Below are 13,354 nucleotides of genomic sequence, written 5' to 3'. Positions count from 1 at the left end.
TGGCGTGGATGGCGAATCTGGATGGACAACGCACGGCGCGGCACAGCCGCCGTGGCGAGATCCGATTCTAAGCAAACATGGAGTCCAGCGCACGCGGCCGGCAAGCGGGGCGATTCGCAGTGCGATTCGCCCTGCGCCGGCGCGTGTCAGTGCAGCTTGACGCGCGGGCTGGTCTTGCTGCGCAGCCAGTGGGTCACGGTATCGAGCCCCATGCCCACGGCGCCGTGCAACGCCATGACGTGCATGCGGTACAGGGAGCTGTACATCACGCGCGCCATCAGCCCTTCGATAAACATGGAGCCGCCGATCAGGCCGCCCATCAGGCTGCCGACCGCGCTGAAATGGCCCAGCGACACCAGCGAGCCCAGGTCCTTGAAGGCAAACGACGGCAGCGGCTTGCCGCCCAGGCGCGCGCGCAGCGCGCCGTAGAGGAACATGGCCTGCTGGTGCGCGGCCTGGGCGCGCGGGGGCACCGCGCCCTGCTTCTCGGGCCAGGGGCAGCTGGCGCAATCGCCAAAGGCAAAGATATCGGGATCGGCCTCGCTTTGCAGCGTGGGCTTGACGATGATCTGGCCCATGCGGCTGACCGGCAGGCCCAGGGTGGACAGCACCGCCGGCGCGGTAATGCCGGCGGCCCACACCGTCAGGTCGGCGTCGACCCGCTTGCCGCTGGCGGTCAGCACCGCATCCTCGGTGACTTCGGTCACGCGCTCGGCGGTGAGGACTTCGATATCGAGCTTGTGCAGCAGCTTGGTGGTTTCGGTGGACACGCGCTCGGACAGCGCGGGCAGGATGCGCGGGCCGGCCTCGATCACGTGGATGCGCACATCGCGGCGCGGATCGAGCTGATGCAGCCCGTAGGCGCTGAGCACGTGCGCGGTATTGCGCAACTCGGCAGAGAGCTCGACACCGGTGGCGCCGGCGCCGATGATGGCAACGTCCACGCGCGGGCGGTTGTCCTCGCCGATGCGCCCGCGCCCGTTCTGGGCGCGCACGCAGGCCGAGATCAGCTTGCGGCGGAAGCGCTCCGCCTGGTCCACGGTGTCGAGCGCGATGGCGTTCTCGGCAGCGCCGGGCACGCCGAAGAAATGCGTGACGCAGCCAATCGCCAGCACCAGGGTGTCATAGAAAAGATCGCGTGCGGGCAAGAGCTCCGTGCCGTCGAGGTCGACGCAGGCCGCCACCGAGATGGTCTTGCGATCCCGGTCGATGCCGGTCAGCTCGCCTTGCTGGAATTCGAAATGATGCCAGCGGGCCTGCGCCACGTATTCAAGCTGATGGGTGTGGGGATCCATGCTGCCGGCGGCAACTTCATGCAGCAGCGGTTTCCAGATATGCGTGGGGGAGCGGTCCACCAGCACGACCTGCGCGGCCCCGCCCTTGCCGAGCTTGTCGCCCAGCCGCGTGACCAGCTCCAGCCCGCCTGCTCCTCCTCCGACTACGATGATGCGATGCGCCCTTCCCTCTGTGCTCATGATCTACCCAGTGTCGTCGATATTCTTTTGCGGGGCCTGACGCGAGCCAGTGACCTCGGCTTTTCATCAGTCTGCTGCACAGCAGCACAACTGGCAAGACGCCATTCACCGATTCAGCGGTCGCTTCAATCGAAACCAGGATGCAGGAATACCGGGACGGGTGCAATCCCGGGGCGGCCCCGAAGGCCGCCCCGCGAGCTCAGTGGGCCTCCTCCCAGTTGCTGCCGGCGCCAACCTCGGCCACCAGCGGCACACGCAGTTCAGCCACGTTGCACATCAGTTCCGGCAACTTCACCTTGACCAGTTCCAGCTCGGCCTGCGGCACTTCCAGCACCAGTTCATCGTGCACCTGCATGACCTGGCGCGTGCCCAGGCCATCGCGTTCCAGCCAGTCCTGCACCGCGATCATCGACAGCTTGATCAGGTCGGCGGCAGTACCCTGCATCGGCGCATTGATGGCGGCGCGCTCGGCGCCCTGGCGGCGCGGGCCGTTGCCGCCATTGATGTCCGGCAGCCACAGGCGGCGCCCGAACACGGTCTCGACAAAGCCCTGCTCGCGCGCGGTCTGGCGCGTTTCTTCCATATACCGCGCCACGCCGGGATAGCGCATGAAATAGCGGTCGATGTAGTGCTTGGCAGCCTCGCGCTCGATGCCGAGGTTGCCGGCCAGGCCGAAGGCGCTCATGCCGTAGATCAGGCCGAAGTTGATGACCTTGGCATAGCGGCGCTGCTCGCTGCTGACGGCATCCGGCGCCACGCCGAAGATCTCCGCGGCGGTGGCGCGGTGCACGTCCTCGCCCTCGGCGAACGAGCGCATCAGGTTCTCGTCGCCAGAGATATGGGCCATGATGCGCAACTCGATTTGCGAGTAGTCGGCCGACACGATCACGTTGCCCGGCCCGGCGACAAAGGCCTCGCGGATGCGCCGGCCTTCCTCGGTGCGCACCGGGATGTTCTGCAGGTTGGGCTCGGTGGAAGCCAGCCGGCCGGTCACCGCGGTGGTCTGCCCGTAGCTGGTGTGCACGCGGCCGGTGGCCGGGTTGACCATCTTCGGCAGCTTGTCGGTGTAGGTGGACTTGAGCTTGGCCAGGCCGCGGTAGTCCAGCAGCAGCTTGGGCAGCGGGTAATCCTCGGCCAGCTTCTGCAACACCTCTTCGTCGGTGGACGGCGCGCCGCTGGCGGTCTTCTTGACCACCGGCAGCTTCATCTGGCCGAACAGGATCTCGCCGATCTGCTTGGGCGAGCCCAGGTTGAAAGGCTGGCCCGCGGCCTCGTACGCGGCCTGCTCCAGCGTCAGCATGCGCTGGCCGAGCTGCGTGCTTTGCGCGCCCAGGCGCTCGGCGTCGATCAGCACGCCGTTGCGCTCTATCTTCTGCAGCACCACCGAGACCGGCATCTCGATCTTTTCGTAGACGTAATGCACCCCCGGCAACGCCTCGACCTGCGGGTACATATTGCAATGCAGGCGCAGCGTGACGTCGGCATCCTCGGCCGCGTACTCGGTGGCGCGCGCGATGTCGATCTGGTCAAAGCCGATCTGGCTCGCGCCCTTGCCGCACACTTCCTCGTAGCTGATGGTCTTCAGGCCGAGCAGGCGCTCGGCCAGGCTGTCCATGCCATGGTTGCGGTGGGACGCCAGCACGTAGCTCTGCAGCATGGTGTCGTGCACGATGCCGCGCAGGCTGATGCCGTGATTGGCAAAGACATGCGAATCGTACTTCAGGTTCTGGCCGACCTTGCCGCGCGACGGGTCTTCGAGCCAGGCGCGCATGCGCGCCAGCACGGCCTCGCGCGTGAGCTGGCCATTGGCTTCCAGGCCCACCACATCCGGGCCGCGGTGCGCCACCGGGATATAGCAGGCTTCGCCCGGCTCGATCGACAGCGAGATGCCGACCAGTTGGGCCTGCAGCGGGTCCAGCGAAGTGGTCTCGGTATCGATGGACACCAGCGGCGCGGCTTCGATGCGCCGCATCCAGGCCTCCAGCGCCGCCTCGGTGGCGACGGTCTCGTAGCGGATCTGGGCCGGGGCTGGGGCACTGTCGAACAGGCCGCCCTGGGCCGGGCCCGCATCGGCGCCGGCCGCAGGCGCCGCCGCGCTCGCACGCGCCTGGGCGCGCGGGTTGGGCAGGCTTTCGCCGGTGACCTCGCGCAGCCAGGTCTTGAAGCCATAGCGCGCAAAGAAGTCAATCAGCTTGTCCTTGTCCTCGCTGCTACCCTCTAGCTGGTGGAAGTCGGCCAACGAGCTCGTCAGGTCGCAATCGGTCTTGACCGTCACCAGCTCGCGCGCCTTGGGCAGCCACGCCAGCGTGTTGCGCAGGTTCTCGCCCACCACGCCCTTGATGCCGGGGGCATTGGCCATGACATCGTCGAGCGTGCCGTACTCGGTCAGCCATTTGACCGCGGTCTTGGGGCCCACCTTGGGCACGCCAGGCACGTTGTCCACGGCGTCGCCAATCAGCGAGAGATAGTCGACGATGCGCGCCGGCGGCACGCCGAACTTGGCGGCCACGCCGGGCGGGTCGAGAATCTCCCCGCTCATGGTGTTGACCAGCGTGACGTGGTCGTCGACCAGTTGCGCCAGGTCCTTGTCGCCAGTGGAGACCACCGTGCGCATGCCTTCGGCGGTGGCCCGGCGCGCCAGCGTGCCGATCACGTCGTCCGCCTCCACGCCTTCCACCACCACGATGGGCCATCCCAGCGCACGCACCGCTTCGTGGATCGGCTCGATCTGCTTGGCCAGGTCCTCGGGCATCGACGGGCGATGCTCCTTGTAGGCCGGATACAGGTCGTCGCGGAAGGTCTTACCCTTGGCGTCGAACACGCAGGCGCTATACTCTGCCGGGAAATCGCTGCGCAGCTTGCGCAGCATATTGATCATGCCGTAGATTGCCCCTGTGGGCAGGCCCTCACCGTTCCTCAGGTCCGGCAGAGCGTGATACGCACGATACAGATAGCTCGACCCATCGACGAGCAAGAGTGTTTTTGGACTATCCGACATTCCCATGGACTCAAAATTGACTGGTGCCGCCGCAGGCGGTGCGAACGCCGCCCCCCCTTCCGACGCAGCCGGCGCCGATAACCCGGCGGCAGCCCTCAAGCAGGCCGCGCATGGCAGTATTACCACCGCGGCCGATATGGACGTGAACGTGACGGTCAGCGCCGCTGCCGATGGCCCGGGAGATACGTCTCCCGCCGCCGGCATCCGCGCCAACCCACGCAAGATGATTCCCAGCCTGCGTGCGCTGGCCGACGAAGACCGCGCGACTGCAAAGAAGGCGCGCGCTTCGTGGCAAATGTTCACGATTATGGCAGAGTTCATCGAGGCGACCGAGTACCTTTCGGAGATCCGCCCGGCGGTGTCGATCTACGGCAGCGCGCGCCTGCGCGAGGATTCGCCTTACTACCAGCGCACCATCGAGATCGCCCGCCTGTTCTCCGACGCCGGCTTCGCGGTGATCTCGGGCGGCGGCCCGGGCATCATGGAGGCGGCCAACAAGGGCGCCCACGCGGGCAAGTCGGCCAGCGTGGGCCTGAACATCGAGCTTCCGCACGAGCAGCAAGGCAATCCCTACCAGGACATCGCCATGCGCTTTCGCCACTTCTTCACGCGCAAGGTCACCTTCGTCAAGAATTCGGACGCCTTTATCGTGATGCCGGGCGGCTTCGGCACGCTGGATGAGCTGGCCGAAGTGCTGACGCTGGTGCAGACCGGCAAGTCCCGCGCCGTGCCGGTGGTGCTGTTCGGCAGCCGATTCTGGAAGGGCCTGCTTGACTGGTTCCGCTTCACGCTTCTGCCGATGGGCCTGATCGCCGAGCATGACCTCGACCTGATGAAGATCGTGGACGAGCCGCACGAAGTGCTCGAAGCGGTATATGAGTACTACGAGCAGCGCGGTGGCGACAACCCGATCCCGCCCAAGGAAGAGATGTTCTACCTGTGATGTTCTACCTGTAAGCCAGGTAAGAACAGGCCCGCCTGGCTGCTTCCGGGCGCGCCGCCCGCCCCGCAAAGGTGCCCGCAGGGTCACCGCGATGGGCCCGGCGCGGGCAGGAATTGCTAGAATGGAAGCCTGACACAACTGCCAAAGCCCGGCGCCGCCGGGCTGCAGCGCCATTTGTGGCGCAGCATGCCCCCGGCCTGCTGCACCGCGCAGGAGCCTTCAATGACCTCCCCCTCACTCCTGGCCACCGCCCGCGCGCAAGCGCCGGAGCCGCTTGGAGCCCCCCGTACGGCCGCCGTCCGCGCGCTGGCTTTTGCGGCACTGGTGGCGCTCGGCGCCCCGGCCGCGGTGATGGCGCAGCCGGCCGAGCAGGCAGGCGGCGCGCTGACCCAGCAAGAGCTGAACCAGATCAACAACAAGCCGATCACCTCACCGGCCAAGACCCAGCTAAACCAGCCTCGCGAACCGAGCTTCCAGCTCAATGAGCGGGATGGCACCCAGATCCGCGAGTACAAGAACAAAGGCCAGGCCACCGATATCGAGGTCAAGTCCGGCATGGGCACCAAATACCAGATGAGCAAGCCGGAAGACAGCTCGCCGAAGATCCGGGACCATGACACGAACCGCGTACCATCGGTCAAAGTGCTGCAATTCTGAGTATCGGGGCGCCAGGTTTTAGAATCCCGGCTTGCGCACCCTGATTTTCGCGTCCGTTCTTGTTTCTGCTGTCTGGTTTCTGCTGTCTTGTTTCTGATTTCCCACGACCCCGCCAGATGATCACGGCGGGGCCGCGCCGGCGCTTGCGGCATCCATGCCGCGAAAGCCAAGCTCTGCTTGCGCCCGCCGCCATCCGTTTCGATTCACACAAAGAGTATGGCCGTATTCACCACGGTCTCGCCGGACGAGATCGCCAGTTGGCTCCTTGACTACAACCTGGGCGAAATGCGCGACTTGCGCGGCATTGCCTCGGGCATCGAGAACAGTAACTTCTTCCTGACCATGGAGCAGGACGGGGTCACACGCGAGTACGTGCTGACCATCTTCGAGCGCCTGACGTTCGAGCAACTGCCGTATTACCTGCACCTGATGGCCCACCTGGCCGCGCACGACATCCGCGTGCCGGCGCCCATCCCGGGCCGCGACGGCGAGATCCTGCGCGCCCTCAAGGGCAAGCCGGCGACCATCGTCACGCGCCTGCCGGGCGGCTCGCAGCTGACGCCTGGCGTGGGGCACTGCGCGCAAGTGGGTGACATGCTCGCCCGCATGCACCTCGCCGGCCAGAGCTATCCGCGCCAGCAGCCCAACCTGCGCAGCCTGCCGTGGTGGCAGCAAACGGAAGGCGAGATCCTGCCCTTCCTGGATGCCGGCCAGCAAGCATTGTTGCGCGAGGAACTGGCCCACCAGACCGCTTTCTTCGGCGGCGCGGAGTACGCGGCGCTGCCCGGCGGCCCTTGCCATTGCGATCTGTTCCGTGACAACGCGCTGTTCGAGGATGGCCCTGCCGGGCAGGAGAAACTGGGGGGCTTCTTCGATTTCTACTTCGCCGGCAATGACAAGTGGCTGTTCGACCTGGCTGTCACCGTCAACGACTGGTGCATCGACCTGGCCAGCGGCGCGCTCGACGCCGCCCGCGGCCAGGCCTTGCTGCGGGCTTATCATGCCGTGAGGCCGCTGGGCCCCATCGAGGCGCAGCACTGGCGCGACATGCTGCGCGCCGGCGCATTGCGCTTCTGGATTTCCCGCCTGTGGGACTTCTACCTGCCACGCGAGGCCGACATGCTGCAACCGCATGACCCGACCCACTTTGAACGCATCCTGCGCCGGCGCATCGAAGCCGCCGCGCTGCCCTGGACCTGACCGTCATGCAATTACTGGAAGTCTCCGCCAAGGAAGGTTATGTCTGGTTCCGCCAGGGTGTCTGGCTGTTCCGCAAGAACCCGCTCGCCTTCCTGATGCTGTTGTTTGTCTACCTGATCGCCGCGCAACTGGCCGTGTTCGTGCCGTTGATCGGCATCATCGCGCTGCTGGTGGTCACCCCGGGCCTGTCGGTCGGCATCATGACCGCCTGCCGCGAGGTGATCCTGAACAAGCGTGTGCTGCCGACCGTATTACTGGCGGGATTTCGCGGCAACGGCAAGCAAGCGAGCCGCAACCTGCTGGTGCTGGGCGGCATCTATGCAGGCCTGGTCTTCGTGCTGAGCCTCATCGCGGGCAGCCTCGTGGACATCAGCACGCTGGTGCCGATCCTGCTCAAGGAAGAAGCGCCGTCGGCGGAATCCGTGCGGCAGCTTTACTTCGCGCTGATGATCGGGGCCGCGCTGTACACGCCGATTGCCATGCTGTTCTGGTTTGCGCCGCTGCTCACCGCATGGCACAACGTGCCGCCGGTCAAAGCACTGTTCTTCAGCTGGACCGCGTGCTGGCGCAACCGTGGCGCGTTCCTGGCTTATGGCGTGGTGTTCGCGGTCTTGCTGGTGGCGGTGCCTTTTTTCCTGGAGGCGTTGTTCGGCGCATTGGGCGCTGAGGCGGTGCTGTCCTTCCTGGTCACACCGTACTCGCTGCTGATGCTCGCGATCATGTATTGCTCGTTCTACGCCACCTACCGCGGCTGCTTCAATGTCGTGCCGGAAGAAGCCGCCGGCAGGCCGGACCTGGCCGCCTGAAGGCGGGTCACGCCGGTCACCCGGGTCACGCGGCTCGCAGGCCAAACAGCCGGGCCGCGTTTCGGTCCGGCGCCTCGCACAGCGGGCCCAGCCACTCCCACACCTTGCGCTGCAGGCCGGCATAGCCGGCCTCGGCCTCGTGATTGGTCCAAGGCCAGTCCGATCCCCATAGCAAGCCTTGCTCGCCCAGGCAGTGGTGCCAGCCAGCCACCACGCCTGCCAGGTCCGCCATGTCCGCCGCCAAGCGATACGGCGCACTCAGCTTGACGTAGACCTCCCTCTGCCGGCGCCAGTGCGCGGCGCAAGCCAGCATCGGCGCGTCGGCCTGCGCGCCAGGCGCGGGCTTGCCAAAATGATCCAGCACCAGCGCGATCGGCACCGCCGGCAGCCAGGCCCGCAGTTCGTTGAGCCGGCCCGGATCGGTGTGCAGCTCCAGGTGCCAGCCCAGCGCATGGGCCGCCTCCAGCAGCGCGGGCCAGCGCGCATCGCGCCATGACGCGTCGTTGTGCCGCCCCACCATATTCCAGCGCAGGCCGCGCACGCCCAGGCCGTGCAGCCGCGCCAGCTCGCCAGCGGATGCCTCCGGGCCCACCACGCAAACACCACGCAGCGCGGGCGAAGCCGCCAGCGCTGCTTCCAGCTCGCTGTTGTCGCAGCCGAAAAAGCTTGGCTGCACCACCACGCCCGCGCGCACGCCATGCGCCCCGGAGATGGCTTGCCACTGCGCCAGGCTGGCGCCGTAGGCGGGCCGGTAGCGCGCCCCGCCCACGGCGGGTGCATCGGCGGAAAACACGTGGAAATGGGAATCGATCTGAAACATGTTCTGGCCCAAGGAACGGCGCGTGCCGCCATGAATGGTAGCGCCGGTTGACACCCGCGCCCCTCCATTCTATGCTCTAGTCCTATAGATGACTAGAGTTCACTACTCTCCCCGAACAGGCACCGCCGCCGGGGCACGCATGGAGACACGAATGCCAGACCGTTCCGCCCTGCCCGACCCGACGGGAGCCGGCCTCGACGCCTCGCCAGCCAGCCTGGCGGCGCCGCGCTGGGCCCGCATCGCGACCGCGCTCAAGGGCCGCATCCTGGCCGGCGAATGGGCTTCCGGCACCGCCATTGCGGCCGAGAGCGCACTGGCCGAGCACTACGGCGTGGCGCTGGGCACCATGCGCGCCGCCATCCAGGCACTGGTGGACGAAGGCTTGCTGGAACGCGTGCATGGCCGCGGCACCTTTGTGCGCGGCGCGCTGACCGGCGCCACCATGGCGCGGTTCTTCCGCTTTGGCGATGCTGGCTCGGAGATCCCCGAGTCGCGCATCGTATCGCTGCGCACGCTGGCGGCGCCGGCGGATGTCGCCGTGCAGCTTGGCCTGGCTGCGGGCACGCCGGTACTGCGCGTACTGCGCCAGCGCGGCTGGGAAGGCCAGGTCCGCCTGCTAGAGACCATCTGGCTGCCGGCGCCGCTGTTTGGCGCGCTGGCCACGCTCAAGCCGGCCGAGTTCGCGCCCCTGCTCTACCCGATGTATGCCGAGCGTTGCGGCGTCACGGTCGGCCGTGCCGTCGACGACCTGCGCTTCACCCGGCTGGGCGCGCGCGAGGCCGCCCAGCTGAGCTTGCCAGAGGGCCATCCCGCACTGGCGGTCAGCCGCGTGGCGTTTGACCTGGCGGGCCGGCGCGTGGAGTTCCGCCAGACGCTGGGCAATGCCGACGATTTCCACTATCGCGCCGAGGTTCGCTGAACCCGCGCGCGGCGCCACCGCAAGCGCGGGCCGGCGCAGCACCCAGACCTACACATCCCGAGGAGACCCATGCGATTCCCGATCCGTCTTTGCGCCACCGCCCTGTGCTGGCTCGCCGCCGGCACCAGCAGCCTTGCGCACGCGCAGGCCTGGCCCGCGGCCAAGCCCATCCGGCTGGTGGTCACGTACGCGCCCGGCGGCGGCGCCGACACCATGGCCCGCATGATCTCGCCGCGCCTGGGCCAGGAGTTGGGACAGACCATCGTGGTGGACAACCGGCCCGGCGCGGGCGGCCAGATCGGCACGGACCTGGTCGCCAAGTCCGCCCCGGATGGCTATACGGTGCTGCTCGACGCCGCCTCGTTTGCCGCCAACCCTTCGCTCTACAAGCGGCTGCCCTACGACCCGGTCAAGTCCTTCGTCCCGGTCTCGGTGCTGGCGCTGTATCCCAACATGCTGGTCGTGAACCCGAAGTTCCCGGCCAAGACCACGCAGGAGCTGATCGCGATGGCACGCGCCAAGCCAGGCAGCATTGCCTATGCGTCCTCGGGCAACGGTTCGGCCCAGCACCTGGCGGGCGCGCTGTTTGCGCAGCGCATGAAACTGGACCTGCTGCACGTGCCCTACAAGGGCGGCGGCCCGGCCATGGCCGATGTGATTGCGGGGCAGGTGCCGGTGTTCTTTGCCAACACGGCGTCGGGCCTGCAGCATGTGCGCGCGGGCAAGCTGCGCGCGCTGGGCGTGACTGGCGCCAACCGCACGGCCATCCTGCCGGACACGCCAACGCTGGCCGAGGCGGGCGTGCCGCACTATGAGGTCTACGAGTGGAATGGCGTGTTCTTGCCGGCGGGCACGCCGCCGGAGATCGTCAAGCGGCTGTCGGATGCGATCCGCAAGGTCATCAACCTGCCGGAGAATCGCGAGCGCGTGACCAGCCTGGGCGGGGAGATCGTGGCCGGTACGCCCGCCGAGGCGGCGAAGTTCATCCAGGCCCAGACCGCCGAATGGGCCAAGGTGATCAAGGAAGGCAACATCCAGCTGGACTGATCCCTCCGCCTGGGCGCCCGTCCGCTCAGTCGATCGGGTCCAGCTTGGCGACCGACAGCACCAGCCATTTGGCGCCGTGGCGCTTGAACTTGATATTCGCGCGGGCGGCTTCGCCCTCGCCTTCCAACCCGGCGATCACGCCTTCGCCAAACTTGTTGTGGAACACGCTCTGGCCAATGCGCAAGCCGGAGCCAGCCTGGCGCTTGGCGTCGGCATAGCCGTTGCCGGTGTCCATGCCGCCGGTAGGCTGGGTGCCAGAATAGGGAACGTCCTCCGCCTTCTTGAACCAGTCGCGGCCCCAGCCGCCCTCGTTCTGCTGGCGGCGCTGCGAACCACCGCCGCCGCCATAGGCCTGCGCAGGCGGCATCAGCCACTTGAGCGATTCCTCGGGCAGCTCCTCGAAAAAGCGCGAGCGCACGTGGTAGCGCATCTGCCCGTGCAGCACGCGGCTTTGCGCGAACGAGAGATAGAGGCGCACGCGCGCACGCGTGATGGCCACGTACATCAGGCGACGCTCCTCCTCCAGCCCGTCGGCCTCCGTGGCGCTGTTCTCGTGCGGGAACAGCCCTTCTTCCAGCCCGGTGATGAAGACCGCGTTGAACTCCAGCCCCTTGGCGGCATGCACCGTCATCATCTGCACGGCGTCCTGGCCCGCCTGCGCCTGGTTGTCGCCGGCTTCCAGCGAGGCATGGGTGAGGAAGGCCACCAGCGGGGTCATCACCGCCGGCAGCGCCTCGGGATCCAGCACCTGCTGGGCCTGGTCGCCCTCGGCCAGCGCGGGCAGGGGCTGCGCGCCATCGCGCCCGACCGGAATCGCGCTGGCCAGCGCGTCCAGCCCAAAGCCTTCCTCCGTCACGAACGCCTGCGCCGCCGTCACCAGTTCCTGCAAGTTCTCGATGCGGTCCTGGCCTTCTTTTTCAGCGCGGTAGTGCGTGATCAGGCCGCTGGTGTTGGTCACGTACTCGACTGTTTCCGGCAGCGTCATGCGGCGCGTCTCGGCACGCATCTGCTCGATCAGCCGCACAAAGGCGCCCAGCGTGCTGCCGGCCTTGCCGGGCACGAAGGCCACGGCTTCGGCCAGCGAGCAGCTGTACTGGCGCGCCGCATCCTGCAGGGCTTCCAGCGAGCGCACGCCGATCCCGCGCGTGGGGAAATTCACCACGCGGCCGAAGGCAGCGTCGTTGCGCGGGTTTTCCAGCAATTGCAGGTAAGCCAGCGCGTGCTTGACTTCGGCACGTTCGAAAAAGCGCAAGCCGCCGTACACGCGATAGGAAATGCTGGCCGAGAAGAGCGCGTGCTCGATCACCCGCGACTGCGCGTTGCTGCGGTAGAGGATGGCGATCTCCGAGCGGCTCATGCCCTGCGCGATCAGGTCACGGATTTCCTCCACGATCCAGCCGGCTTCCTGGCCGTCGGTGCCGGCCTGGTACACCCGCACCGGCTCGCCGTGGCCGGCATCGGTGCGCAGGTTCTTGCCCAGGCGGCGCGAATTATGGGCGATCAGATGGTTGGCCGAATCCAGGATGTGGCCATGGGAGCGGTAGTTCTGCTCCAGCTTGATCATGTGGCGCACGCGGAACTCGTGTTCGAAGTCGCGCATGTTGCCGACATTGGCGCCACGGAACGCGTAGATGCTCTGGTCGTCGTCGCCGACCGCGAATACCGCGGCCGGATTCTGCGTGCCGAAGCCGGCCAGCATCTTAAGCCACTGGTACTGCAGCACGTTGGTGTCCTGGAACTCGTCCACCAGCACATGGCGGAAGCGGTGCTGGTAGTGCTGGCGGATCGCGTCGTTGTAGCGCAGCAGCTCGTAGCAGCGCAGCAGCAGCTCGGCGAAGTCGACCACGCCTTCGCGCTGGCACTGCACATCGTAAGCGGCGTAGAGATCGACGAAGCGGCGGTTGAAGTCGTCGTTGGCCTCCACGTCGGCCGGGCGCAGGCCTTGCTCCTTGGCGTTGTTGATGAAGTACTGCAGGTTCTTGGCCGGGTACTTCTCATCATCCACGTTCAGCGACTTGAGCAGGCGCTTGAGGGCGGAGAGCTGGTCCTGGCTGTCGAGGATGGCGAAGGTCTGCGGCAGGCCGGCGTCGCGGTAATGCGCGCGCAACATGCGGTTGCACAGCCCGTGGAAGGTGCCGATCCACATGCCGCGCGTGTTGATCGGCAGCATCGAGGTCAGCCGCGTCATCATTTCCTTGGCGGCCTTGTTGGTAAAGGTCACCGCCAGCAGGCCGGCGGGCGACACCCGGCCGTTCTGGATCAGCCACGCGATGCGGGTGGTCAGCACACGCGTCTTGCCGCTGCCCGCGCCAGCCAGGATCAGCGCCGGCTCGTCAGGCAAAGTGACGGCGGCTAGTTGTTCAGCATTGAGATTGGCAAGCAGGTCGGACATCGGGGAGGCCTTGTGGAGTGCCCCGAATTATACCGGGGCGCCCCTCGTGCCAGTACGGCGCCCGCTGCCGGACGGGGGGATGGCCCGGCAGCGGGCC

At 67.1% G+C, this 13,354-nt stretch carries 10 protein-coding genes; 6 read left to right on the top strand and 4 right to left on the bottom strand.

Translation table 11 applies throughout. The annotated features are described in order from the left end of the window. Positions 1 to 146: 146 nt before the first annotated feature. Both AB4061_RS13465 and polA read right to left on the bottom strand, forming a co-directional pair. Positions 147 to 1,475 (bottom strand): NAD(P)/FAD-dependent oxidoreductase, encoded by a 1,329-nt coding sequence (locus AB4061_RS13465; protein WP_441634461.1) that lies wholly within the window; start codon positions 1,473 to 1,475, stop codon positions 147 to 149. Between the two features lie 199 nt (positions 1,476 to 1,674). Then, entirely contained in the window at positions 1,675 to 4,473 is a 2,799-nt protein-coding gene (polA, locus tag AB4061_RS13460) for a DNA polymerase I (RefSeq protein WP_441634459.1), read from the bottom strand. Positions 4,474 to 4,477: 4 nt separating this feature from the next. Between polA and AB4061_RS13455 the strand changes: the two genes are divergently transcribed. The 4 genes from AB4061_RS13455 (at position 4,478) to AB4061_RS13440 (ending at position 8,079) form a co-directional block, all read left to right on the top strand. Then, positions 4,478 to 5,416, top strand: a complete 939-nt coding sequence (locus AB4061_RS13455; RefSeq protein WP_441634457.1) for a TIGR00730 family Rossman fold protein — start codon at positions 4,478 to 4,480, stop codon at positions 5,414 to 5,416. Between the two features lie 222 nt (positions 5,417 to 5,638). Then, a complete protein-coding gene (locus tag AB4061_RS13450; protein WP_441634455.1) occupies positions 5,639 to 6,073 on the top strand; it encodes a hypothetical protein in 435 nt (144 codons plus the stop codon). A gap of 216 nt (positions 6,074 to 6,289) precedes the next feature. Continuing rightward, complete coding sequence (locus AB4061_RS13445) at positions 6,290 to 7,273, top strand: homoserine kinase (protein WP_441634453.1); 984 nt, start codon at positions 6,290 to 6,292, stop codon at positions 7,271 to 7,273. Positions 7,274 to 7,278: 5 nt separating this feature from the next. Continuing rightward, positions 7,279 to 8,079: a BPSS1780 family membrane protein gene (locus AB4061_RS13440; RefSeq protein WP_006159000.1), complete on the top strand. Its 801-nt coding sequence runs from the start codon at positions 7,279 to 7,281 to the stop codon at positions 8,077 to 8,079. A 25-nt stretch (positions 8,080 to 8,104) separates the two neighbouring features. Here the strand turns inward: AB4061_RS13440 and AB4061_RS13435 are convergent, their stop codons facing one another. Continuing rightward, the gene (locus tag AB4061_RS13435; RefSeq protein ID WP_441634451.1) at positions 8,105 to 8,899 is read right to left on the bottom strand and encodes an amidohydrolase family protein; all 795 of its coding nucleotides are present in this window, start codon (positions 8,897 to 8,899) and stop codon (positions 8,105 to 8,107) included. 151 nt (positions 8,900 to 9,050) lie between these two features. Between AB4061_RS13435 and AB4061_RS13430 the strand changes: the two genes are divergently transcribed. Continuing rightward, positions 9,051 to 9,818 carry a GntR family transcriptional regulator gene (locus AB4061_RS13430; RefSeq protein WP_441634449.1) on the top strand — a complete coding sequence of 256 codons (768 nt, stop codon included), beginning with the start codon at positions 9,051 to 9,053 and terminating at the stop codon, positions 9,816 to 9,818. Positions 9,819 to 9,887: 69 nt separating this feature from the next. After that, the gene (locus AB4061_RS13425) at positions 9,888 to 10,865 is read left to right on the top strand and encodes a tripartite tricarboxylate transporter substrate binding protein (RefSeq protein WP_441634447.1); all 978 of its coding nucleotides are present in this window, start codon (positions 9,888 to 9,890) and stop codon (positions 10,863 to 10,865) included. A gap of 25 nt (positions 10,866 to 10,890) precedes the next feature. Here AB4061_RS13425 and AB4061_RS13420 read toward each other — a convergent pair whose 3' ends face one another. Beyond that, complete coding sequence (locus AB4061_RS13420) at positions 10,891 to 13,257, bottom strand: UvrD-helicase domain-containing protein (RefSeq protein WP_441634445.1); 2,367 nt, start codon at positions 13,255 to 13,257, stop codon at positions 10,891 to 10,893. Positions 13,258 to 13,354: the final 97 nt, after the last annotated feature.

The organism is Cupriavidus sp. YAF13, from assembly GCF_052113425.1.
In the GTDB taxonomy this organism is placed as follows: Bacteria; Pseudomonadota; Gammaproteobacteria; order Burkholderiales; family Burkholderiaceae; genus Cupriavidus.
The sequence above is the reverse complement of the archived record's forward strand: the minus strand, read 5'-3'. Positions and strand labels throughout refer to the sequence as shown.